Origin of the sequence: Nocardioides epinepheli (assembly GCF_037936805.1) — a bacterium.
Taxonomy (GTDB): Bacteria; Actinomycetota; Actinomycetes; order Propionibacteriales; family Nocardioidaceae; genus Nocardioides.
On the sequence record NZ_JBBMMC010000017.1, the window covers coordinates 79145 to 101192 of the forward strand.

The 22048-nt window shown below is 72.1% G+C and carries 20 protein-coding genes; 9 read left to right on the top strand and 11 right to left on the bottom strand.

The window, feature by feature from the left end:
* Positions 1-18: 18 nt before the first annotated feature.
* Both WMR31_RS19590 and WMR31_RS19595 read right to left on the bottom strand, forming a co-directional pair.
* Entirely contained in the window at positions 19-1083 is a 1065-nt protein-coding gene (locus tag WMR31_RS19590; RefSeq protein ID WP_340540578.1) for a GNAT family N-acetyltransferase, read from the bottom strand.
* Entirely contained in the window at positions 1080-2792 is a 1713-nt protein-coding gene (locus WMR31_RS19595) for an ABC-F family ATP-binding cassette domain-containing protein (RefSeq protein ID WP_340540579.1), read from the bottom strand. The genes WMR31_RS19590 and WMR31_RS19595 overlap by 4 nt, the downstream gene beginning before the upstream one ends.
* Before the next feature lie 185 nt (positions 2793-2977).
* On the opposite strand from WMR31_RS19595, the gene WMR31_RS19600 reads away from it, so the two are divergent.
* The gene (locus WMR31_RS19600; RefSeq protein WP_340540580.1) at positions 2978-4936 is read left to right on the top strand and encodes an alpha/beta fold hydrolase; all 1959 of its coding nucleotides are present in this window, start codon (positions 2978-2980) and stop codon (positions 4934-4936) included.
* 89 nt (positions 4937-5025) lie between these two features.
* On the opposite strand, the gene WMR31_RS19605 is transcribed toward WMR31_RS19600, so the two are convergent.
* Positions 5026-5997: a LuxR C-terminal-related transcriptional regulator gene (locus WMR31_RS19605; protein ID WP_340540581.1), complete on the bottom strand. Its 972-nt coding sequence runs from the start codon at positions 5995-5997 to the stop codon at positions 5026-5028.
* 137 nt (positions 5998-6134) lie between these two features.
* Between WMR31_RS19605 and WMR31_RS19610 the strand changes: the two genes are divergently transcribed.
* Both WMR31_RS19610 and WMR31_RS19615 read left to right on the top strand, forming a co-directional pair.
* Positions 6135-6788: a nucleotidyltransferase domain-containing protein gene (locus tag WMR31_RS19610; protein ID WP_340540582.1), complete on the top strand. Its 654-nt coding sequence runs from the start codon at positions 6135-6137 to the stop codon at positions 6786-6788.
* Between the two features lie 67 nt (positions 6789-6855).
* Positions 6856-7740 carry a GNAT family N-acetyltransferase gene (locus tag WMR31_RS19615; protein ID WP_340540583.1) on the top strand — a complete coding sequence of 295 codons (885 nt, stop codon included), beginning with the start codon at positions 6856-6858 and terminating at the stop codon, positions 7738-7740.
* Positions 7741-7871: 131 nt separating this feature from the next.
* Here the strand turns inward: WMR31_RS19615 and WMR31_RS19620 are convergent, their stop codons facing one another.
* From WMR31_RS19620 to WMR31_RS19630, 3 genes are all read right to left on the bottom strand, one after another.
* Positions 7872-8672, bottom strand: a complete 801-nt coding sequence (locus tag WMR31_RS19620) for a hypothetical protein (protein WP_340540584.1) — start codon at positions 8670-8672, stop codon at positions 7872-7874.
* Complete coding sequence (locus tag WMR31_RS19625) at positions 8669-9187, bottom strand: SigE family RNA polymerase sigma factor (protein ID WP_340540585.1); 519 nt, start codon at positions 9185-9187, stop codon at positions 8669-8671. The genes WMR31_RS19620 and WMR31_RS19625 overlap by 4 nt, the downstream gene beginning before the upstream one ends.
* Positions 9188-9299: 112 nt before the next feature.
* Entirely contained in the window at positions 9300-10100 is an 801-nt protein-coding gene (locus tag WMR31_RS19630) for a hypothetical protein (protein ID WP_340540586.1), read from the bottom strand.
* A gap of 164 nt (positions 10101-10264) precedes the next feature.
* Here WMR31_RS19630 and WMR31_RS19635 point away from each other — a divergent pair, with 164 nt between their 5' ends.
* Genes WMR31_RS19635 through WMR31_RS19645 form a run of 3 tightly spaced genes read left to right on the top strand, consistent with a single transcriptional unit; the run spans position 10265 to position 13375 of the window.
* Positions 10265-11413, top strand: a complete 1149-nt coding sequence (locus WMR31_RS19635; RefSeq protein ID WP_340540587.1) for an acyl-CoA dehydrogenase family protein — start codon at positions 10265-10267, stop codon at positions 11411-11413.
* A 13-nt stretch (positions 11414-11426) separates the two neighbouring features.
* Positions 11427-12581 (top strand): acyl-CoA dehydrogenase family protein, encoded by a 1155-nt coding sequence (locus WMR31_RS19640; protein ID WP_340540588.1) that lies wholly within the window; start codon positions 11427-11429, stop codon positions 12579-12581.
* The gene (locus WMR31_RS19645) at positions 12581-13375 is read left to right on the top strand and encodes an SDR family oxidoreductase (protein ID WP_340540589.1); all 795 of its coding nucleotides are present in this window, start codon (positions 12581-12583) and stop codon (positions 13373-13375) included. The genes WMR31_RS19640 and WMR31_RS19645 overlap by 1 nt, the downstream gene beginning before the upstream one ends.
* 91 nt (positions 13376-13466) lie before the next feature.
* On the opposite strand, the gene WMR31_RS19650 is transcribed toward WMR31_RS19645, so the two are convergent.
* Together WMR31_RS19650 and WMR31_RS19655 are read right to left on the bottom strand one after the other, a co-directional pair.
* A complete protein-coding gene (locus WMR31_RS19650; RefSeq protein ID WP_340540590.1) occupies positions 13467-13919 on the bottom strand; it encodes a Clp protease N-terminal domain-containing protein in 453 nt (150 codons plus the stop codon).
* A 40-nt stretch (positions 13920-13959) separates the two neighbouring features.
* A complete protein-coding gene (locus WMR31_RS19655; protein WP_340540591.1) occupies positions 13960-14907 on the bottom strand; it encodes a TauD/TfdA dioxygenase family protein in 948 nt (315 codons plus the stop codon).
* A gap of 71 nt (positions 14908-14978) precedes the next feature.
* On the opposite strand from WMR31_RS19655, the gene WMR31_RS19660 reads away from it, so the two are divergent.
* Positions 14979-16145, top strand: coding sequence for a CapA family protein (locus WMR31_RS19660; protein ID WP_340540592.1), 1167 nt, complete (start codon positions 14979-14981; stop codon positions 16143-16145).
* Here the strand turns inward: WMR31_RS19660 and WMR31_RS19665 are convergent.
* A complete protein-coding gene (locus WMR31_RS19665) occupies positions 16135-16776 on the bottom strand; it encodes a class I SAM-dependent methyltransferase (RefSeq protein ID WP_340540593.1) in 642 nt (213 codons plus the stop codon). The two genes, WMR31_RS19660 and WMR31_RS19665, sit on opposite strands and share 11 nt — an antisense overlap.
* Positions 16769-17575 carry a tRNA pseudouridine(38-40) synthase TruA gene (gene truA / locus WMR31_RS19670; protein ID WP_340540594.1) on the bottom strand — a complete coding sequence of 269 codons (807 nt, stop codon included), beginning with the start codon at positions 17573-17575 and terminating at the stop codon, positions 16769-16771. Before truA ends, WMR31_RS19665 begins: the two co-directional genes overlap by 8 nt.
* 121 nt (positions 17576-17696) lie before the next feature.
* Here truA and WMR31_RS19675 point away from each other — a divergent pair, with 121 nt between their 5' ends.
* Both WMR31_RS19675 and WMR31_RS19680 read left to right on the top strand, forming a co-directional pair.
* Positions 17697-18998, top strand: coding sequence for an MFS transporter (locus WMR31_RS19675; RefSeq protein ID WP_340540595.1), 1302 nt, complete (start codon positions 17697-17699; stop codon positions 18996-18998).
* A gap of 80 nt (positions 18999-19078) precedes the next feature.
* Complete coding sequence (locus WMR31_RS19680) at positions 19079-20743, top strand: NAD(P)/FAD-dependent oxidoreductase (protein WP_340540596.1); 1665 nt, start codon at positions 19079-19081, stop codon at positions 20741-20743.
* Between the two features lie 13 nt (positions 20744-20756).
* On the opposite strand, the gene WMR31_RS19685 is transcribed toward WMR31_RS19680, so the two are convergent.
* The gene (locus tag WMR31_RS19685) at positions 20757-21641 is read right to left on the bottom strand and encodes a PfkB family carbohydrate kinase (RefSeq protein WP_340540597.1); all 885 of its coding nucleotides are present in this window, start codon (positions 21639-21641) and stop codon (positions 20757-20759) included.
* Between the last annotated feature and the right edge of the window lie 407 nt (positions 21642-22048).

Below are 22048 nucleotides of genomic sequence, written 5' to 3' on the forward strand. Positions count from 1 at the left end.
ATAGCTGACGGGTCAGCGTCATTGGGTGGGTCGGGAGGGGTCGGTGAGGTGCTTTTGGAACTCGCCCATCCGCGAGGCGGGGCGGAAGCCGAGACGATCGTTGACGGCGATCATGTGGTCGTTCACCTCGGCGTTCCAGGTGACCACCCGACGGGTGTCGGGGCGGGCACGCTGGTGCTGGCGGTGGTTGGCAGCCTTCACCGCGAGGCCGAGCCGGTGCCCGCGGTGGTCGCGGTGCACGAGCGTGCCCCACTGGAAGGCGTCGGTGGACGCGTTGCCCTGGACGATCGTCGTGTACGCGACGACCTCGCGCCCGCCGCCGGCAGCGAGGACCACGGCGACGGCGTGGTATGCCTCCCGGTTCTGCCGCGCGAGGCTGGCCTCCTGCTCCCGCAACCGGTCGACGTCGACGTCCATCGTCTCGATCTCGAGGTCACCGGTGGGGGCCTCGGTCATCAGGCTGCCGTCCAGAGCGGCCCAGGTCGGGGCGAGGTCGTCGGGCACCGCTCCGATCCAGGTCAGCAGCTCATAGCCCTCGTGATGCGGAGCCGCCTCGGCCGCGAGCTCGTCGAGCAGATCCTCGTCGAGGGGCAGGTCGAGCCACCGCTGCACGTCGCCGAGCCCGAGCCGGAAGCCGTGCGCGGTGGCGAACTCGACACAGCGCGACCCGGCCCCGTCGGAGCCGGCCTCGTAGGGCCAGCGGAGGTTGCAGTGGAGCAGGGTCCGTCCGGCCTCGCGAGCGACGTCCTCCACGTGCGCCAGCATCGCCCACCCGTGCCCGCGCCCCTGGTGCGCCGGATCGACGGCGACCTCGACGACCGCGGTCGTGAGGTTCTCCCGCTGCGGCAGGACGACGGCGCCGATGGCCACCAGCTCACCGTCGTCGAAACCGGCGAAGCCGTGCTGCACCTGGTCGGACGTCGGCTGCTGCCACTGCGCCCGGGTCTCGGGCAGCTCGTAGACCTGGGCGGCCTCCCCGACGACGTCCTCGAGCGCGGCGACGTAGACGGCGTGCCAGCGCGCGAAGGTGGGGTCGTCGAACGGGTCGACCGGACGGATCTCCAGATCGCTCGGCTCGCTCATCGCGCACGCACCACCCTTCCCTCGTCCCACACGGGACCGTCGGACTCATAGACCTCGCCGTCGGCGCCGTAGACCAGGAACCGGTCGAAGCCGCGGGCGAACCACCGGTCGTGGGTCACCGCGATCACGGTGCCCTCGAACGCCTCGAGCCCCTCCTCCAGCGCCTCGGCCGACTGGACGTCGAGGTTGTCGGTCGGCTCGTCGAGCAGTAGCAGGGTGGCACCGGAGAGCTCGAGCAGCAGGATCTGGAAGCGCGCCTGCTGCCCTCCGCTGAGCGACTCGAAGCGCTGCTCGGCCTGGGCGCTGAGCTCATAGCGATCGAGCACCCGACTGGCCTGCTCGCGCCCCATGCCGACCCGGCCGTGGCCGCCCTCCTTGGCGCCGTCGCCGCGGTGCAGGATCTCCACCAGGGTGCGGCCGATCAGCTCGGGGTGCTCGTGGGTCTGCACGAACCACCCGGGCCGCACCCGCGCGCCGAGCTTGGCCTTGCCGCGGTGGCGCACCGGCTCGATGACGACGTCGCCGACCGGCTGGTGCTCGACGTCCGGGTCGCTGCCGCCGGCGGCCAGCAGCCGCAGGAAGTGCGACTTGCCGGAGCCGTTGGACCCCAGGACCGCGACCCGTTCGCCGTACCAGACCTCGAGGTCGAAGGGGCGCATGAGGCCGGTCAGCTCCAGGTCGGTGCACACCACGGCCCGCTTGCCGGTGCGCCCACCTTTGAGCCGCATCGAGACCTGCTGCTCGCGGGGCTGCTCGGTGGGCGGTCCGGCCTCCTCGAACTTGCGCAGCCGGGTCTGGGCGGCGCGGTACTGGCTCGACATGCCGTCGTTGTACTCGGCCTTGATCTTCAGGCGCAGCACCAGCGCCTTGAGCTTGGCGTGCTCCTCGTCCCACCGCTTGCGCATCTCCTCGAAGCGAGCGAACCGGTCCTTGCGCGCCTCGTGGTAGCTGGCGAAGCCGCCGGGGTGGGTCCACACCAGGTTGCCGGCGTGGCCCAGCTCGACAGTCACGACGCGGGTGGCCGTGTGGTCGAGGAGCTCGCGGTCGTGGCTGATGTAGAGGATCGTCTTGTCCGAGCCGCGGATCCGCTCCTCCAGCCACACCTTGCCGGGCACGTCGAGATAGTTGTCGGGCTCGTCGAGCAGCAGCACCTCGTCGGGCCCGGCGAGCAGGTACTCGAGCACCAGCCGCTTCTGCTCCCCACCCGACAGCGTGCGCAGCTCGCGGTACTTCGCGCGGTCGTAGGGGACGCCGAGCGCCTTGCTCGTGCACACGTCCCACGTGACCTCGAGGTCGTAGCCCCCGGCGTCGGCGTACTCGTGCAGCGCCTCGGCGTAGCGCATCTGGGTCTTCTCGTCGTCGGTCTCCATCAAGGCGAGCTCGCAGGCGTCGACCTGCGCCGCGGCCTCGCGGATGCGCGGCGGGCTCACGCTGAGCAGGAGGTCGGCCACCGTCGGCTCGGTGCCGTCGAGTCCCAACCCCTGCTTGACGTCCTGGCGCATCACCCCGAGGCCGCCGCTGCGGGTGACGGCTCCGGCGTGCGGCACGAGGTCGCCGGTGACGATGCGCAGCAGCGTCGTCTTGCCGGCGCCGTTGGCGCCCACCAGCGCGACCTTGGCGCCGTCGCCGACCCGGAACGAGACGTCGTCGAGCAGCACCCGGCCGTCGGGCAGCTCGTAGCGGACTCCACTGACCTCGACATGTCCCACGTGAACCGATTCTCCGCCATCGCGCCCGGCCGCGCATCGGGTATTCGGGACGGGTCTCCCGGCCGCCCGCCAGAGGTGGCGTGATCCTGACACCGGCACGATCCGGACACCACGCCGCGGCGATCTGCGGTGTGCTCTGCGTCACGGACCGCAGCGGCGGTCCGCCACACCTCGGAGGAGTTCTCATGTCCCATCGCCCACGCATCCGCGGCATCCGCGCCGCGGTCGGCGCGGCTACGGCCTGCCTGGTCGCCGCCGCCCTCGGTGTGGTTGTCTCGGCCGACGCCGGCGCGACGGCGCCCTCGCTCAAGAGCGCAGCAGCCGCCAAGCCGAAGACCCCGAACACCGCCAAGCTCGCCGGCGGCCTCGCCAAGCAGCCGCTCAACTGGGAGGCGTGCGACTTCGGCGACCCCGCCACGAACGACGCCTACGGGAACGTGAAGAACCTCCAGTGCGCCACCGTCCTGGTCCCGCTGGACTGGCACAACCCGGCCCCCGACCTCGACTGGCGGCACCCGGACGGGAACACCATGATGGCCGTGCGGATCTCCCAGGTGAAGAACCGCAAGGTCACCAACGGGCGCTACAAGGGCACCATCTTCATCAACCCCGGCGGCCCGGGTGCGCCCGGACTCCCGTTCTCGGCCTACCTGGCGAAGAAGGCTCCCGACCTCGCTCCGTTCTACAACTTCGTCGGCTTCGACCCCCGTGGCGTGGGACAGTCGGGGACACCTAGCTGCGAGTTCTCCTTCGACTACAACGCGCCCGACCGGGAGAAGGCCCGGCTCAAGGCGATCGCCGAGGCCTGCGCGAACGACCCCGTCGTGAGCAAGGTCAACACCGAGCAGACCGCCTACGACATGGACTTCGTGCGCTACCTGCTGAAGGCGCCCAAGCTGAGCTACATCGGCTACTCCTATGGCACCTGGCTCGGCGCCTGGTACGAGAACGTCTTCGGCGCCAACGCCGACAAGGTGCTGCTCGACTCCGCCACCGACGTCACCCAGCCGAGCCTCCAACGCACCTGGCTGGAGCAGCCGCTCGCCCGTGACCGCCAGTTCCTGCGCCACATGCTGCCCTGGATCGCCCGCCACGACGACGTCTACGGACTCGGCACCGACCCGGCCGCGATCCACCAGCAGTACTTCGCCGGAGCCGCGAAGCTCCACCCGCTGATGATGCAGATCATGTGGTTCTGGAGCGACGCCTACAAGGGCTTCAGCCGCAATGCGTTCTACCCGGCCTCCGCCGACGTGATCAAGAGCATCGTCGAGCTGGGCAAGCAGCAGCCGGGCGAGGACCCGGCGGCCGCCGCCGACGTCCTGCTCCGCCGGATCCAGAACGCCCCCAGCACCACGGCGTCGGCGCGGGAGTCGATCAAGGAGGCCCGCCAGCAGCTGCAGGCCCTCATCGCGCTCCCGGCTCGTGCCGCGGACGACGCTGGGGATGCTGGGGATGCCAGCGAGCCCGACATCATCGGTGGCTCCTACAACGAGCCGTTCGACTTCATCCGGTGCAACGACGGCCAGTGGACCCAGCGTCAGTCGTTCTGGACGTCGTGGGCCAACCGCACCGCCGTCGCCGCCCCGTTCAGCGCCTCATGGGGCGCGGTCAGCGAGAACGAGCTGTGCTCCTACTGGCGCACCGAGCAGCAGATGCCGGTGGCCGACCCCGCGACGTTCCCGACGACGATGGTCGTCCAGGGCGAGCTGGACAGCCAGACCGCCTACGAGACCGGCTACGACACCGGCACCAAGCTGCCGAACACCAAGCTGACCGTCATCGACAACGAGGGCAGCCACGGCCACTTCCCCTACGGCACCGAGTGTGTCGACGAGCGGATCTTCGACTTCTTCCTCAACGGCCGCCTGACCGGCAAGGACATCCAGGTCTGCCAGGCCGTGCCGCTGCCGCAGGAGACGATCACCTACGAGTCGTGGACCAAGCTCAACAACCGGGGCAAGCCGACCACGCCGGTCGGGTCGATCGACACCCCGGCGATCCTCAAGCCCGGCGCACGCACCGGTGCTCCGCTGAAGCTCGTGTTCGCCGACCCGGTCGCTGCCGCGGCCTTCGAGGAGTCGCTGCGCGCGACCTACGGCGAGCGCGGCGTGCGGGTGGCCCGCCGGGCCGGGGTGCTGTGACCCCGGGCTGCTGAGCCGACCTGAGGAGCAGGTCACCAGGGGCCCCGCTACGGCGGGGCCCCTGTCTTGGTCTGCTCACTGGCACCAAGTCAGAGAAGGCCGTCCTGCACCGCCCGCACCCCGAGCGCGAACCGGCCGGGCGCGCCGACCCGCTCCAGCATCCGGTTGACCCGCCGCGCCACCGTCCGCTCGCTGATCCCCACGACGTGGGCGATGCGCGCGTCGGTGAGCCCGGTGTTCATCAGCTCCAGGATGCGCTGATCGACGGCGTCGATCCCCCAGGTGGAGAGCTTCTCGTCGGAGGCGACGAACGGCACCGAATGGGTCCACGTCGTCTCGAACAGCCGGCTCAGCGCATCCAGGAACGGCGAGGCGTGGACCAGGACGGCGTTGATGTTGCGCTGGTCGTCGACCTTGTCGCCGGTCTTCAGCCCGGGGTGAGGCAGCATCAGCATCGCGCGTGCGTCGTCGACCAGCGCCATCCGCATCGGGATCTCTGCGTGGAAGCGCGCCTCCTCGCCCATCTCGACCGCCTCCGCGATCAGGGAGCGCACGCGCTCGTCCTGCATGTTCGAGATGTGGTAGATCGTCCGGTAGCTCACCCCCCTGGCCATCACTGCAGGCTGGACAGGCATCATCGCCACGCCCTGCGGGCGCAGGTAGGGCGGCCGGTCGAAGATCCGGACCCGCTCCTGGGCGGACTCCTGCACCTCGCGGAACGCCGTGGTCACCGGTCCGAGCCCGGAGATGACGTCGATGAACGACGTCGATCCCCCGGGCAGCTCGCGACCGGACGACGAGCCGCCCAACTGCCGGCCGAGGGCCTCTACCTCGGCGAGATCGACCTGCCGCCGCGCCACCCACAACGACGTCGCCATCCGGATCGGAACCGGCTCCAGCGTCTCGGTCACCAAGAAGCGCTCGCGCAGCTCGGCCAATGCCGCGGCGTCGGGCACCGCTCCGTCCGCGAGCGCGAGGTAGGCGGTGACCGCGGACTCGGACAGCCCGAGGGAGGCCAGGTGCCGCTCCCACGACGTGCGGTCGCCGTCCGAGGAGGTCATGGGCCGACTCTAGGGCGATCGGAGCTGCGCCGGACGTCGAGCACACGAATGCCGGCAACCATGCGCACCCAACGGCCCGGGGACTGGTCCGGCAGGTTTCGACGCCGTCCGGTCGGGCGGGAGTTAGGTTGGCCCTCGTGCCGTCCCAGCCTCCCGCCGCCGAGCCCCCCGCCGTCCAGCACCTCGAGCCCGACGACTTCGAGCGCTGGTACGGCGGCTGGGATCCGCTCACCCCCGCGACGATCGCCGAGTTCATGGCCGGCTTCGACCGGCCCTGGTGGATCATCGGCGGCTGGAGCATCGAGGTGTTCACCGGCGTGCCGCGGGCGCACGAGGACATGGACATCTCGATCCTCTCCTGCGACGCCGAGGCGTTCCGCCTCTTCCTGGGCGACCGGTGGACGCCCTGGAACGTCGACGACAGCTGGTTCCGTCCGTTCGACCCGCGGTTCACCGACGTCCGGCCGGACAGCCAGATCTGGGTCCGCCCCGACGCCGCGTCGCCGTGGATCCTCGACGTGCCCTTCACCCCCGCCGCCGACGGCCGGTGGACCAACAAGCGCAACCGGTCCCACACCGAGGACCTCGACGACGTCACCTGGATCGCCCCCGACGGCCTGCGCTATGCGCGCCCCGAGGTGACCTTGATGTTCAAGGCGGCCCAGACCCGCGAGAAGGACCGCCTCGACGCCGAGACCACCCTCCCCCTCCTCGACGACGCCGCGCGCCGCTGGCTCCGCGACGCCGTCGCCGGGTTCGACCCCGACCACGAGTGGGCGCGCACGCTCTGAGGGTCGGTCCGCGGGCCGAGCGAAAATCGGATGGTGCGACCGGCCGACGGGGTCCTACCGTGCGGCGATGGAGCTGGAGTTCTACGACGACGCCGAGGCGTTCCTCGCGCGGGCCGGCGAGCACTTGGCCGCCGACCCCGTGCTCGGCACGGTGATCGCGACCGTCACGCAGCGCTTCGCCCGAGGCGAGGACCATCCACCGGAGGACCGGCCGACCTGGTGGCTCGCGGTCGTCGACGACGGCCGCGTGGTCGGCGCCGCGATGCGGACCGCGCGGTTCGAGCCTCGGCCGCTGTTCGTGCTGCCGATGCCGGACGACGCCGCGGTCGCGCTGGCGCTCGCGCTCCACCAGCGCGACGAGCACCCCGGCGGCGTCAACGGCGCGCTCCCGGCCGCGCGGATCGTCGCCGAGGAGTCGGCGCGGCTGTGGGGCGGGCCGGCGAGGGTCGACAAGCACACGCGGCTCTTCGAGTGTCGCGAGGTGCTCGGACCGACGTCGCTGTCGGGCACGCTGCGGCAGGCCCGGAGCGAGGACGCCGACCTGTGCCTGGACTGGTTCCGCCGCTTCCACGACGACGCCGATGCCCAGGCCGGGCGTCCCCCGACCCCGGACGGCCACGGCGAGAAGGCGTTCAACCGGACCGACGTCGATGCGCGGATCGCGGCCGGAGTCCTCTGGCTGCTGGAGGACGCCGACGGCGACGTGGTGCACCTGTCCGGCGCGAGCGAGCCGGCGTACGGCGTCTCTCGCATCGGCCCGGTCTACACCCCGCCCGAGCACCGCGGCCGCGGCCACGCCTCCGAGGTGGTGGCCGAGCTGACCCGTCGCGGCCTGGCCGAGGGCACCCGGATGTGCCTGTTCACCGACCAGGCCAACCCGACCTCGAACAAGATCTACGAGGCGATCGGGTACCAGCGGGTGGTCGACATGGAGCACATCGTCGTGGGCTGAGGCCTTCGTCGCGGGCGCGGCGGCCGGCGCTTGTTACTGGCGACGAGACCCAGTCGCCGGGCACGTCGATGGCCAGATCGCCGATCACCACGTGTCGCCACCCGTCGGGACCGCCCGTATCGGCAGGATACCTATCGGATCGAGGCGGCGACGACGTATGCGAGCGCCCGGGTCGGGGCGGTGACGGAGACCGCCCGGCCGTCGCAGTAGCCGCTTTGCCAGCGGCCGCCTTCGACCCGTGCCGGCTGAGAGAGCGGCACTACACAGTCGACGAAGCCAGGTGCGACGTCGATGCGAATGCCGGCGTTGCGCGGGACGTCGGCCACCAGGTTGGTGCCTTCGATGTCGAAGGTCTCCCAGGTGTCGAGGGCGGGTGCCGGCTCCCCCACAGGGCGAGCGGACGCCAGGATCCGGCGGGCGGTGTCGTGGTCGGGCGCGGTGACCTGGATGGTCGTGCGCCCGACGGCGATCTCGCCGCTGGCACCTTCGACCCGGTACACATCGTCGGCCGGGTCGTGCGACTCAAGAATCATCAGCCTGTGCTCGGGTTGGCATGGATCCTCATCGACCGGTGCGAACAACGGCCATGGCCGGAACCCGCAGTTGCCAAGAGGCTCGGTCGCTCCCCAGCCGGCCGGGACGTCGACGGCGACTCCGGAGGACTCGATGGTGTGCCAGCCGTCTACCCCGGTCGTCGGCGGGCTCGCCGACGCCTGGTTCACCGGGTCCGGCCGTTCGCTATCTGGCCAGACGGCCACCACCGCCGTGGGTACGACGACGGCGAGCACCGCGGCCGCCGCACCCACCGCAGCTCGCCGCCGAGTCCGACGGGAGCGCCGCTCACGCGCGGCCGCTGCCAGGCCGGCCGCCGACGGAGCGTCCTCGGCTCCCTCGGTCAGGGCGCGGGTCAACAGATCCTCGAAGTCACTCACGACTCCTCCTCCTCATCCGACGCCGACCTCCCCAGCTCGGCCCGCAGCGCGGCCAGCCCGCGGGAGACCCGCGAGCGCACCGACCCCTCGCGGACGCCGGTGAGAGCGGCGATCTCGGCGTACTCCAGCTGTTCGTAGTAGCGCAGGACGACGGCAACGCGCTGCGCCTCGGGCAGCGCGAGGCATGCGGCCCAGATCCGAAGGCGCTCGTCGTGCTCGACATGATCGGGGCGATCCGGCGTAGCCATCACGGCGCGATCGGCGACCCGCTCCACCGGCGTCACCCGGCGCCGCCACGCCCGCCACCGCGACGTATGGGCGTTGAGGACCATCCGGCGCACGTACGCGTCGACGTCCTCGACCCGGGAGATCCGCTCCCAGCGTGGGAGCGCCCGAGACAGCGCCTCCTGGACGACGTCCTCGGCCTCGCCGGCGTCACCGGTGAGGGTGTAAGCCAGGCGGAGCAGCGCGGGGCCGCGCGCGGCGACCCAGGAGTCGAAGTCGGAGAGGTCCATCCGTACCTCCTCGCGCGCTCGGTCGATCGCCGATGGGACACCCGTCATGCATCTTCAACGCCGCACCACCTATTCGTGTTGCGACGCGGCCGGCGGGTCCGGCCTCGGACGGCTACCCGGCGCGCGTCCTGCGCGCGGACCCTGCGACCAGTTCGGCGAGGGCACGGGTAGCAGCCGTCGCGACGACGTCCGAGCGGCCGACCGTGGCGACCGCGCGCCATCGACCGGATCCGGTCTGCTCGCCCTCGGCGTAGCGACGCGGCCCGGATCGGTCCCTGACGTCGACCTGCAGGTCGTCGCGGGCCGCGGGCGGCACCGGGTAGGAGACCTCCGCCGCCTCGACGTCGGCCCACGCACCCGTGAGATCGGGGGCGGTCTGGCCTTCTGGCCGCGCCGAGCCGAGCACGCGGAGGGCGACGTCGCGATCGTCGCTGGCCACGGTCACGTCGATCCCCCCGACTGATACGTGACCGAGCCAGTCGGAGCTGATCGAGTCGTCGTAGTCCGCGGCCGGACGCAGCCCGGACCCGAAGGCGTAGTCGGACAGCGCGTTGTCGTAGACCGCCACGACCTCGTTCTCGCCGCAGTCGTCCGGGTCGGCCCCGAAGCTGTAGAAGCCGCACACCGAGTCCCTCTCGGCGTCGATCCGCGCCCACTGGCCCGGCACGTCCACCAGCACCCTGACCGTGCCGTTCCGCCCGCTGTGGTCGGGAAGCTCGACCTCGAGCGTCTGCCAGCCGTCCGCGGCCGGCCCCACGACGCGAGTGTCGACGTCGGACGCCTCCGACCCCGTCGGCGGCTCCTCCGAGGGGTCCGGCTCAGCCCGCAGGCGCAGCGTCACCGCGACGGCGGCCACGGCGAGCACCAGCACGGCCCCGACCACGACCCACCGCCACCTGCGCCGATCCCCCATCGCGACCTCCACCGTGTGCCGTCAGTGTGGCCCCACCGGGCCGTGCCCACAACCGGCACCCGTGAGCACAGCCACACCCGGTGGCGCCCGCCTACTACCGCCGAGTTAGATAGCGATACCAGGCAACACCGGGCAACGAGCGGGCACCGAGAGCAGGAGGCACCATGCGGCTGGCACTGTCGGACGAGGACCAGGCGTTCCGCGAGGAGATGCGGACGTTCTTCACCACCGAGGTCGACGAGGACACCAGACGGGCGGTGATCGAGGGCCGCGAGCTCACCAAGGAGCAGATCGTCGAGAGCATGCGCACCCTCAACCGGGCCGGGCTCGCGGTCCCGCACTGGCCCGAGGAGTGGGGCGGTCGCGGCTGGAGCGAGCTGAAGCGGCACATCTGGCACGAGGAGATGCAGGCGGCCGGCGTCCCGATCCCCCTGGCGTTCAACGCCAGCATGATCGGCCCGGTCATCGCCCAGTTCGGCAGCCAGGAGCAGAAGGAGCGGTTCCTCCCGAAGACCGCCAACCTCGACATCTGGTGGAGCCAGGGCTTCTCCGAGCCCGACGCCGGATCCGACCTCGCCGGGCTGCGCACCTCCGCGGTCCGCGACGGCGACGACTGGGTCGTCAACGGCCAGAAGACGTGGACCACGCTCGGCCAGTACGGCGACTGGATCTTCACCCTGGTCCGCACCGACCCCGAGGTGAAGAAGCAGGCCGGCATCTCGATGCTGCTCATCGACATGACCACCCCCGGCGTCGAGGTCCGCCCGATCGAGCTGATCGACGGCGGCCACGAGGTCAACGAGGTGTGGTTCACCGACGTCCGTGTGCCCGGCGAGAACCTGGTCGGCGAGGTGAACAGCGGCTGGACCCAGGCCAAGTTCCTGCTCGGCAACGAGCGCGTCGGCGTCGCCCCGGTGGGCGCCACCAAGCGGATCCTGGCTCGCGCCAAGAAGCTGGGCGCGGAGACGCTGGCCGAGGACCCGCTGCTGCGGGCCCGGGTCGCCGAGCTCGAGAACGAGCTGCTCGCCCTCGAGCTCACCGCGCTGCGGGTCGCGGCCCACTCGGCCGGAGGCGAGCCCCACCCGGCGTCCTCGGTGCTCAAGCTCAAGGGCACCGAGCTCCAGCAGGCGGTGAGTGAGCTCGTCGTCGACCTCGGCGGTCCGGCCACCCTCGCCAGCGGGGAGGGCGACGACACGCTCGACTGGTACCGGCGCTCCACGCCGATCTACCTCAACCTCCGCAAGGCCTCCATCTACGGCGGATCCAACGAGGTCCAGCGTCAGATCATCAGCCGCAACATCCTCGGTCTCTGAGAAAGGGCGCGACATGGACTTCACCTACGACGACGAGCAGATCGCCCTCCGAGAAGCCGCCCGCGGCCTGGTGGGCAAGGCCTACAGCGACTACGAGCAGCGCCGCCGCACCGTCGGCGACGACCCCGGGTTCGACGAGGCGCTGTGGGGGCAGCTCGCCGAGATGGGCCTGCTCGGCCTGCCCTTCCCCGAGGACGACGGCGGCGCCGGCGCCGGTCCGATCGAGACCGCGATCGTGTGCCAGGAGCTCGGCCGCGTGCTCGCGCCGGAGCCCTACCTCTCCGCGGTGGTGCTCGCCGGCGGCCTGGTCGCCGCGGTCGGCACCGCCGAGCAGCGCAAGGCCCTCCTGGAGCCGTTGGCTGCGGGCGAGAGCCTCCTCGCCTTCGCCCACGACGAGCCCGGTCGCCGGTGGAGCGCGTCGGCCCACGACGTGACCGCCGACGCCGAGGGCAGGCTCACCGGCGTCAAGGACGGCGTCCTGCACGGGGCCCGCGCCGACGTCCTGATCGTGAGCGCTGCTCTCCCCGACGGCGGCACGGGCTTGTTCGTGGTCGACGGCGACGCGCTGGCCGGCCTCGAGCGGACCGGCTACCGGCTACCCGACGGCGGCCGCGCGGCCCGCGTGGTCTTCGACGCCACCGCGGCCACGCCGCTGGGCGAGGCCGGAGCCGACGTCACCGAGGCGATCTGCGAGGCGCTCGACCTCACGCAGGTGATGGCCGCCAACGAGGCACTCGGCATGATGCAGACCCAGCTGCGCGCCACCACCGAGTACCTCAAGAGCCGCAAGCAGTTCGGCGTCACGCTCAACACCTTCCAGGCGCTCACCTTCCGGGCCGCCGACATGTACACCAGCCTCGAGCTCACCCAGAGCCTCGTCGACTGGGCGACGATGGTGGCCGCCGAGGGCGACGCCGCGGCGCTGCACGAGGCCGCCGCGCGCGTCGGCCTCCAGGTCAGCCGCGCCGGGCGGCACATCGGCCAGGAGGCCATCCAGTTGCACGGCGGCATCGGGATGACCGCCGAGTACAGCGTGGGCATGTACACCGCCCACCTCACCGTGCTCGACCACCTGCTCGGCGACGCCGGTCACCACCTGCGCACCCTCGACGCGACGCTCGACGAGCACGACCTGCTCGACCCGCTCGCGCGCGCGGCGGGCGACTGATGGGACACCCGAAGCTGCAGGGGCAGGGCGCCGTCGTCACCGGGGGCGCCGGCGGGATCGGCCGGGCGCTCGCCTCGCGGCTGGTGGCAGAGGGGGCCCGCGTCGTCGTCAACGACGTCGACGCCGACCGCCTCGCCGCCACCGCCGAGGAGATCGGCGCCATCGCGGTGCCCGGAGACGCGTCGTCGGCCGAGGGCGTCGAGACGCTGATCGCCACCGCGACCCACGCGCTCGGCCGGATCGACCTCTACTTCGCCAACGCCGGCATCGACCGCACCACGCCCGACCCGCTCCAGCTCCCCGACGCCGAGTGGGAGCGGATGATCGACGTGAACGTGATGGCCCACATCCGCGCGGCCCGCACGCTGGTGCCGTCGTGGGTCGAGGACGGCCGGGGCGGCCGCTTCGTCGTCACCGCCTCGGCGGCCGGCCTGCTCACGATGATCGGCGCGGCGGCCTACTCCACCACCAAGCACGCGGCGGTGGGGTTCGCCGAGTGGCTCTCGGTCACCTACGGCGACCGGGGCGTCGTCGTCCAGGCGATCTGCCCGCAGGGCGTGCAGACCGCGATGCTCGACCAGGCCGGCCCGCTCAAGGACCTGCTCTCCCACGACGACGCCCTCGACCCCACCGCCGTCGCCGACGCCTGGATCTCCAGCCTCGACGACGACCGCTTCCTGGTCCTCCCCCACCCCGAGGTCGGCGGCTACTACCGCACCCGCGCGGCAGACACCGACCAGTGGATCGCCGGGATGCGCCGCCTTCAGGCCAAGGTCGACCGACTCGAGGGCTGACTCGGCCGCATTTGCGCTGACCCGTCCGCTATAGCTGACGGGTCAGCGCAGAGATCACGCCGACCCGTCCGCTATGGCTGACGGGTCGGCGTCAGGAGCGGCGGCCGAGGCGGTCGGCGACCCTTCGGGCGTCGCGGTAGCGCAGGCGGTGAGCGGCGAAGGCGTCGGTGACGAGGCGGTCGCGGCTGGTCATCAGCGCGAGGAGCAGGTGGCGGCTGGTCACCGGCCGGCCCTGGGCGAGGCCGCGCAGGGCCAGGGCACGCACCAGGACGGCGCGGGTCGGGTCGGACAGCCGGCGCCCGCCCCAGTCGGCCTCGCCGTCGAACGGCGGGTTCAGCGCCGACAGGACCACCTCGACGTCGATGCCGCGCGCCTCGATCTCCTCCACCTCGATCGTGTCGGAGGCGGCCAGCCAGAGGCCGTCGAGAGTCAACAGCAGGTCGGACGGCGCGACCCCGAGCTCGGCCAGCACCTCGCACGCCGGCGGATCGGCGAGCACCGCACGCAGCAGGTGATGCGGGTGCACATCGCGCCGGTCGGTCACACGGTCCACGGTAGCCGGGCAGCGCAGCGCGCGATCGGGCTCAGCTGATCAGCTCGTCGATGCGCGAGTACGCCTCGGCGTCGCCGCGCAGCACCCGGCTGCGGCGTCCGCCGATGCTCACCGGCAGGTCGCCGGCGACGGTGATCCGGCGCATCTCGCGGTACTCGGTGCCGAAGTCGGCGACGGCGTAGTGCTGGGTGGCACGGTTGTCCCACATCGCCACGTCGCCGGGCTTCCAGGACCAGCGGATGGTGTTCTCCAGCTTGGTGATCCGGTTCTGCAACAGGTTGAAGATCGCGCTCGACTCGCGCTGGTTGTAGCCGACGAAGCCCTTGACGAAGTGGCCGAGGACGAACGCGCGCTCGCCGGTCTCGGGGTGGACGCGCACCACGGGGTGCTCGGTCTCGAAGAGTTGGGCGGTGAAGTCGGCGCGGGAGTAGTTGGCGTCGGGCTCCTCCGACTCCTCGTCCTGCTGGGCGTAGTCGTAGCTGTTGGTGTGCACCGCCCACAGGTCCTCCACCAGCGCCTTTAGCGACGGCGGCAGCGCGTCGTACGCGGCGACCGCGTTGGCCCACACCGTGTTGCCGCCGTAGGGAGGCAGCGTGACCGCGCGCAGGACGCTGATCGCCGGCACCCGGTCGACGAAGGTGACGTCGGTGTGCCAGGCGTTGGCGGCCATCCCCTTGTCGGCGGTCACCTTGAAGACCCGCGGCGAGCCGGTGTTGACGGTCGGGTGGGCCGTGGTGAGCGGGCCCATCGTCTCGGCGAAGGCCTGGTGGCCGGCGTCGTCGAGGTGGTGCTGGCCGGAGAAGAACACGACCTTGTGCTCCAGGAGCGCGGCGCGGATGCCGGCCACTGTCACCGCGTCGAGGTCGCCGCCGAGCCGGACGCCGTCGATCCTGGCCCCGATCCGGCCGCCCAGTCGCTGCACCGTCAGCGGGCTCGCCTCGACCTGGCTGACGTCGGGGCGTTCGAGCGTGCTGGTCATGGGGCTCTCCTTCGGGTCGACCGTTTAGTCGAGTTTAATCATAGACATACACAGACACGTAGGGTCGCATCATGGGACGGCGAGCGATCCGGCGTGGCGCGCTTCTGCTCGCGACGGCGGTCGCGATCGCCGGCTGCTCGTCCCCGGGGACCCCCGGGCCGGCGCCCACCCCCGGGCCGGAGACCCAGAGCCACCCTTCGACGCCCCCGGTCACCTCGCCGTCACGCTCGCCGCAGCCGCCGCCCCGCCAGCCGCTCACCATCGCGGTGGCCGGCGACGTCCACTTCGAGGGCGTGCTCCGGTCCCGGCTCGACGACCCGTCCACCGCGCTGGCCCCGGCCACGACCGCGCTCGCGGGCGCCGACGTGGCGATCGTCAACCTCGAGACGTCGGTCGGCACCGGCGGCGATCCGGAGCCGGGCAAGCGCTACCCGTTCCAGGCGCCGCCGAGCGCGTTCACCGCACTCGCCGCGGCCGGCGTCGACGTTGCCACGATGGCCAACAACCATGCCCTCGACTTCGGCCGCGCTCCCCTGGCCGGCACCTTCCGGGCGATCGCGACGGCGGCCCAGGCGGATCCGCCGCTGCACGTCGTCGGGCTGGGTCGCGACGCGGAGGCCGCGTTCGCACCCGCCCGCATCGAGGTTGACGGCGTCGAGGTCGCGGTGATCGGCGCGACCCTCGCCGCCGACGATCCGACGGCCGATCCCACCGGCCACTGGGCGGCCACCGACGTCCGTGCCGGCACCGCCGACGCAGTCGACCCGGCCCGCCTCCTCGCGGCGGTCGCCGACGCCGCCGCCGAGGCCGACGTGGTGGTCGCCTACCTGCACTGGGGCATCCAGGGCGAGCGCTGCCCCACCGACAAGCAGCAGAGCCTCGCCCGGGAGCTCGTGGACGCCGGCGCCGACGTCGTCGCCGGTACCCACGCCCATCGGCTCCAGGGCGACGGGCGGCTGCGGCCGGACGACCCGGCCTACGTCGCCTACGGCCTGGGCAACTACGCCTGGTACTCCCAGGGCTCCGAGGTCAGCTCCACGACGGGCGTCCTCACTCTCACCGTGCGTCCTGCGGCGGAGCCGGGCGGCCGGGCACGGGTGACCGCAGCGCAGTGGGAGCCGGCGCGGATCGGCACCGACGGGCTGCCCTCCCCGCTCCGCCGATCCGACCGCGCCGCGCTCGCCGACTTCGAGGCCGAGCGCGCCGACCTGCGCACCTGCGCGGGCCTCAGCCGCTGAGGTCGCCCGCACGCCGCGACTCCAGGACCCGGAAGCCCTTCGCGCTGGCCAGCCGCTCGGTCGGATAGCCCTGGTCGCCCAGCCACCGCTGCAGCGAGTCGGCGCCGAGGTTCTTCCCGACCACCATTACCGCGCGTCCGCCGGGGGCGAGTCGCGGCAGCCAGGTGAGCAGCAGCTCGTGCAGCGCGGCCTTGCCGATCCGGATCGGCGGGTTCGACCAGATCTCGTCGAACCTCTCGCCGGGATCGACCTCGCCGGGGAGCACGGCGCGCACCCGATCGGCCACGCCCAGCGCGGCGGCGTTCTCGCGGGTCAGCAGCAGCGCTCGCTCGTTGACGTCGACCGCGGTCACGCGCGCCTGCGGGAGGCAGGTGGCGAGCGCCGACGCGATCACGCCGTAGCCGCAGCCCAGGTCGAGCACCGAGCGGACGTCGCCCGCCGGCGGGTCGGTCTCACGGAACAGGATGCCGGTGCCGACGTCGAGCCGCCCCTGCGCGAACACCCCCGAGCCGGAGACCAGGTCGAGGCGCCGGCCCCACACGTCGGCGCTCAGGGGAACGCGCTTGAACGGCACCGACGGATCGGCGCTGAAGTAGTGCTCGGAGCCATTCTCCGATTCGCGGTCAGACACGCTTCGCCCTCGTCTGCTCGGCCCGCGCGACGAGCTCGCCATCGGACGGGTAGGCCACTTCCTCCAGCGTGAGCCCGTGGGCATGGACGACGGCGGCGGCACCCTTCCGGGCCCGCGCCGCCAGCAGCTCGCCTACCCACTGCACCTCACGTCGTCCCTCCCCCACAGCCAGGAGCGCGCCGACCAGGGCGCGAACCATGCTGTGGCAGAACGCGTCGGCCACCACCGTGGCGACCGCCAGGCCGTCGGCGTCGCGGATCCACGACAGCTCCAGCAGGGTCCGGATCGTCGTGGCCCCCTCACGCTGCTTGCAGAAGGAGGCGAAGTCGTGCTGCCCGACCAGCAGCGCGCCGGCGCGGTTCATCGCATCCAGGTCGAGCGGCCGCGGCCAGGCGAGCACCTGGTGGCGGGCGAGCGGATCGAGCAGGGCGACGTCGTCGGCGACCCGGTAGGCGTAGCGACGCCACAGCGCGCCGAACCGTGCGTCGAAGCCGTCGGGCGCCTCGGCGACCCGGCGCACCCGGACGTCGGGGGGCAGCACGCCGTTGAGTCGCCGGGCCAGCCGCGAGGGATCGTCGTCGGGCACCAGCAGCGGGTCGACGTCGGCGTGCACCACCTGCCCGCGGGCGTGGACGCCGGCGTCGGTGCGTCCGGCGCACACGACCGCGACCGCCTCGGGCGCACGCAGCACGGTGGTGAGGGCCGCGACGAGCTCGCCCTGCACCGTCCGCAGGCCCGGCTGCGCCGCCCAGCCGCGGAAGTCGGTGCCGTCATAGGCGAGATCGATCCGCAGGCGCACGCGGCGATTCTCGCAGGACGGCTACGGCCCGGAGCACTGTGCCCGACGGCACACCGCGCAGACCCGAAAAGCGGGTGCGCGCCGACCACCGGCCGTGGTGGCATTGACCCTTGTGTCTCGGATGAGCGAAACGGCCAAGCGACTGGTGCCACCCACGCCGCTCTCGCGTCGGCTGGCCACCCAGTCGCTGCTGTTCGCCAGCGCCGAGGGCACCTTCGTCACCGGCAGCGCCTTCTACCTCAAGGAGTTCGTCGGCCTGACGGCACCGCAGGTCGGGCTCGGCCTCACCATCGGGATGGTGGCGAGCCTGACGCTGGCCTATCCGATGGGCCGGATCGTCGACCTGGTCGGCCCGAAGCGGATGTGGGGCCTGGGCGCCATCGGCTCGGCCCTGGTCTTCGGCTGCTGGCCGTTCATCGGCGGCTTCTGGCCCTACGTCGCGGTGGTGCTGGTCTTCAGCGTGATCGAGGCTGCCGGCGGCGCCGGCCGCAACGCCTACATCCTCGACGTGATGCCGCCCAAGGAGCGGGTGGAGACGCAGGCCTACATGTACTCCAGCCTGAACGTCGGCTTCACGCTCGGCTCGATCCTCAGCGGGATCGCCCTCGCGATCCCCGACGACCGCGCGCTCCAGTGGGGTGTACCGACGTTCAGCCTGGTCGTCGGAATCCTCAACGCCTTCTGGATCCACCGCCTGCCCAAGGCCTCGCACGACCTGCGCCGCGAGAGCGGCGAGAAGGCCGTCAAGCCCACCACGCCCGGCCCGCTGCGCAACCCGGGCTGGATGGTGCTCTCGATGTTCAAGGGCACGATGTGGACCAATCAGGTGCTGCTCCACACGGTCATCCCGTTGTGGCTGGTCTACGAGACCGACTCGCCGCGCTGGCTGCTCGCCTGGCTGTTCGGAACCAACACGGTCATGTGCATCTTCCTGCCCGCCTACACCTCGCGGGGGGTCCGCAATGTCGGCGACGCCCTGAAGCGGGTCGGCTGGAGCGCCGGGTTCTACGTGCTCGCCTGCGCGATCACCCTGATCACCCACGACACCCGCGGCCTGTTCACGATCGCGCTGGTGTGGCTGGGCCACGTGGCGGTCACCGGTGCCGAGCTGGCCATCTCGGCGGCGTCCTGGGCGCTCGAGGCCGAGCTGATGGATCCCGAGCGACGTGGCGAGTACGGCGGCGTCGCGGAGGTCTTCCAGGGCCTCGGCTCGGCCTGGGCGCCGGCGCTGTTCACCTTCTTGGCCATGCAGTGGGACCCGGGACTGTTCACCGGCGTGGGCTGGTTCGTGATCGCGGCGATCGTGGTGGTGGCTGCCATCGGCATGGTGCCCGCCGGCCACGCGGCCGCCCGCTTCCGCGACCAGCACTTCCCCCACGCGGCCGCCGAGTACGTCCCGCCGGAGGCCGTCGGCAAGAGCTGACGGCGCGTCCCGGGTGCTCGGTCTCCACGACGCTGGAAAGGTCGTGGGGAAGAGCGCCACCCGCGTCCTACAGTGACGCCGTGAGCACACCGGTCATCCTCCTCGTCTCGGCCAAGCACGCCGACTCCCTGCTCGACGAGTTCGGGCGCTACGCCCGCGACTACGACCTGCGGGTCGCCGGCTCCAGCGCCGAGGCCATCGAGACGATCCTGGCAGTCAAGGCGGAGGGAGCGCCGATCGCGCTGCTCGTCCACGACGGCGACCTGCCGGACTCCCACCCGCTCCTCGCCTTCCACCACTGGCGCGCCAAGGTCCCGACGGCGCGACGGATCATCGTCGCGCACTGGGACCGGTTCCTCGAGCTCGGCAACGAACTACGACCCGGTCTGGCCAAGGGCAAGTACGACGCCCACCTGCTCATGCCGCGCGGCGTCCGCGACGAGGAGTTCCACGCCGCCATCACCGAGATGCTGTCGGACTGGGGACAGTCGGTGGCCCCTCCGGTGATCGAGACGGTACGGATCGTCGCTCCTCCCGGGCTGCCGCTGACCAGCGAGATCCGCGAGTTCACCGAGCGGATCGGGATGCCCACCCGCGTCGTCCGCCCCGACGACGAGGCCGGCAAGGAGGCCATCGCCGAGCACGAGGCCTCCGGAGGCACCGTCGGGTTCCCGCTGGTGCGGGTCGACACCCGGGGCACCTACGTGCCGAGCTCGGTCCGCGAGGTCGCCACCCACTTCTACACCCACATCGGCGGCGACGGGATCACCGAGGTCGTCGACCTCGCGATCGTCGGGGCGGGCCCTGCCGGGCTAGCGGCCGCCGTCTACGGCGCGAGCGAGGGCCTCAACACCGTGGTGCTCGAGGCCGGAGCCGTCGGCGGGCAGGCCGGCACCTCCTCGATGATCCGCAACTACCTCGGCTTCCCCCGCGGCATCAGCGGCATGCGGCTCGCCCAGCGCGCACGCGGGCAGGCGATCCGCTTCGGCGTCCGCTTCCTCATCGGGTGGGAGGTCACCAAGCTCGAGACCGGCGCGGGAACCGAGGGCCACCACCTGCTGCACACCGACTCCGGCACCGTGACCGCCCGGAGCGTGGTCGTCTCCACCGGCGTCGCCTACCGCAAGCTCGGCGTCGAGAGCATCGAGGCGCTCGTGGGTCTCGGCGTCACCTACGGCTCGGCGATGAGCGCGGCCCGCGAGACCGAGAACGCCGACGTCGTGGTCGTCGGGGGCGGAAACTCCGCCGGGCAGGCCGCCATCCACCTCGCCCGATTCGCCCGCTCGGTGACGATCATGGTGCGCCGTACTTCGCTGGAGGAGACCATGTCGGCCTATCTCATCAACGAGATCGCCTACAACCCGCGGATCACCGTGCAGACCTGCGCCGAGGTCGCCGACGGCGGCGGCGAGGGCAGGCTGGACTGGCTCGACGTCCGCGACACGACGTCCGGCGAGGTCACCCGGCGGGAGGCTCAGGCGCTGTTCCTGCTGCTTGGCGCGGCTCCGCACTGCGACTGGCTGCCCGACTCCGTCGCCCGCGACGATCACGGCTTCGTCCTGACCGGCCGCGACATCCCCGCAGAGTGCTGGACCGACGGCCTCCCACCGCTCAACCTCGCCACCACCGTGCCCGGAGTCTTCGCCGCGGGCGACATCCGGTCGGGCTCGATGAAGCGGGTCGCGTCAGCCTCCGGGGAGGGCGCGAGCGTGGTGCCGATGGTGCACTCCTACCTGGCGCCCTGACCGTTCGCCCCGCTCACCCGGCGGCAAGCTCTTCGCGCGTCGGCGGGTCGGCGCCCGGACGGGTGACGTTGATCGCGGCCGCGCGGGCGGCGTGCTCGAGGGCCGCGGCGGGGCTGCTCCCGTCCCAGAGCGCGTCGATGAGCGCCGCGGAGAACGTGTCGCCCGCACCGATGGTGTCGACGACGTCGACCGGCGTCGCCGGCACCTGCAGCACCTCCTCGGCGTCGAACCAGGTGGCCCCCTCACCACCACGGGTCACCACCACGGCGCGCGGGCCCAGGGAGAGCAGCCGCGCGGCGGCCTCGTCCAGCCCGAGCGTGGGATAGAGGACGGCGAGGTCCTCATCGGACGCCTTGACGATCTCCGCGCGGCGCGCCACGGCCTCCACACGGCCCAGCACCTCGGGGCCGGTGCCGGTGATCGCCGGGCGCGCGTTGACGTCGTAGACGACCCGGGCAGGCGTGTCGGCGAGCTGGTCGAGGACCCGCAGGACGTCGTCGGCTCCGGGCTCGAGGACGGCACCGATGGAGCAGACGTGTACGAACGCCGGCGGAGCGAGGCCGGCGTCGTCGACGCCCGCGACCGGGCCGAGCCGCCAGTCGAGATCGAAGACATAGCTCGCCGACCCGTCTGCCGCGATGGTGGCGGCCGCGCTGGACGTGCGGTCGAGGAGGTACGGATCGGCGGCGAGCTCGACCCCCGCACCGGACAGGTGGGCGGCGAGCACGCGTCCCCGCGCGTCGTCGGCGAACGACGTCGCGAAGCGGGTGGGGCGCCCCAGCCGGGCCAATGCCACCGCCACGTTGGCAGCGCTGCCACCCGGCCACTCGACGGTGTCTCCCGACGCGTCGGTCACGACGTCGATGAGCGACTCCCCCACCACCAGCACGTAGCCCATGACCCGAGTGTGTCAGGCCGATCCCGGGAGGTTGAGCAAGCCACTGGGCGAGACCAGACCCGCGCAAGCCTCCGGAGGTTGAGCAAGCCTGGCGGGCGAGGAACGAGCCCGACCGGCGCCGACGAAACCTCGCAACCGACCTCGGGAACGCTGGTAAGGAGGGTTGCCGGGGTTTCGTCGGCGCTCGCTGCGCTCGCTTGCTCAACCTCCGGCGACGAGCGTGCCGGTAGCCCCGCCGGTGGTGGCGGGGTGTCGGGGCGGGGTGGTCAGGGCTCGGCGTAGGTGAGGGCGACGGTGCCGGTGTGGTCGCGGCGGTAGGTCTGGCCCGATGGCGTGGTCCAGCGGTAGGAGCCGGGGTGTTCGATGAGGTAGCGCCACGTGCCGTGGGTCTTCGCGCGGTGGTGGCG

Bases quoted from the DNA above. Each gene is read 5' to 3' on its own strand.
- WMR31_RS19630 (WP_340540586.1), bottom strand. From the start codon at position 10,100: ATGGGGGATCGGCGCAGGTGGCGGTGGGTCGTGGTCGGGGCCGTGCTG.
- WMR31_RS19635 (WP_340540587.1), top strand. From the start codon at position 10,265: ATGCGGCTGGCACTGTCGGACGAGGACCAGGCGTTCCGCGAGGAGATG.
- WMR31_RS19615 (WP_340540583.1), top strand. From the start codon at position 6,856: ATGGAGCTGGAGTTCTACGACGACGCCGAGGCGTTCCTCGCGCGGGCC.
- WMR31_RS19640 (WP_340540588.1), top strand. From the start codon at position 11,427: ATGGACTTCACCTACGACGACGAGCAGATCGCCCTCCGAGAAGCCGCC.
- WMR31_RS19660 (WP_340540592.1), top strand. From the start codon at position 14,979: ATGGGACGGCGAGCGATCCGGCGTGGCGCGCTTCTGCTCGCGACGGCG.
- WMR31_RS19600 (WP_340540580.1), top strand. From the start codon at position 2,978: ATGTCCCATCGCCCACGCATCCGCGGCATCCGCGCCGCGGTCGGCGCG.
- WMR31_RS19685 (WP_340540597.1), bottom strand. From the start codon at position 21,641: ATGGGCTACGTGCTGGTGGTGGGGGAGTCGCTCATCGACGTCGTGACC.
- WMR31_RS19645 (WP_340540589.1), top strand. From the start codon at position 12,581: ATGGGACACCCGAAGCTGCAGGGGCAGGGCGCCGTCGTCACCGGGGGC.
- WMR31_RS19625 (WP_340540585.1), bottom strand. From the start codon at position 9,187: ATGGACCTCTCCGACTTCGACTCCTGGGTCGCCGCGCGCGGCCCCGCG.
- WMR31_RS19655 (WP_340540591.1), bottom strand. From the start codon at position 14,907: ATGACCAGCACGCTCGAACGCCCCGACGTCAGCCAGGTCGAGGCGAGC.
- WMR31_RS19590 (WP_340540578.1), bottom strand. From the start codon at position 1,083: ATGAGCGAGCCGAGCGATCTGGAGATCCGTCCGGTCGACCCGTTCGAC.
- WMR31_RS19605 (WP_340540581.1), bottom strand. From the start codon at position 5,997: ATGACCTCCTCGGACGGCGACCGCACGTCGTGGGAGCGGCACCTGGCC.
- WMR31_RS19675 (WP_340540595.1), top strand. From the start codon at position 17,697: ATGAGCGAAACGGCCAAGCGACTGGTGCCACCCACGCCGCTCTCGCGT.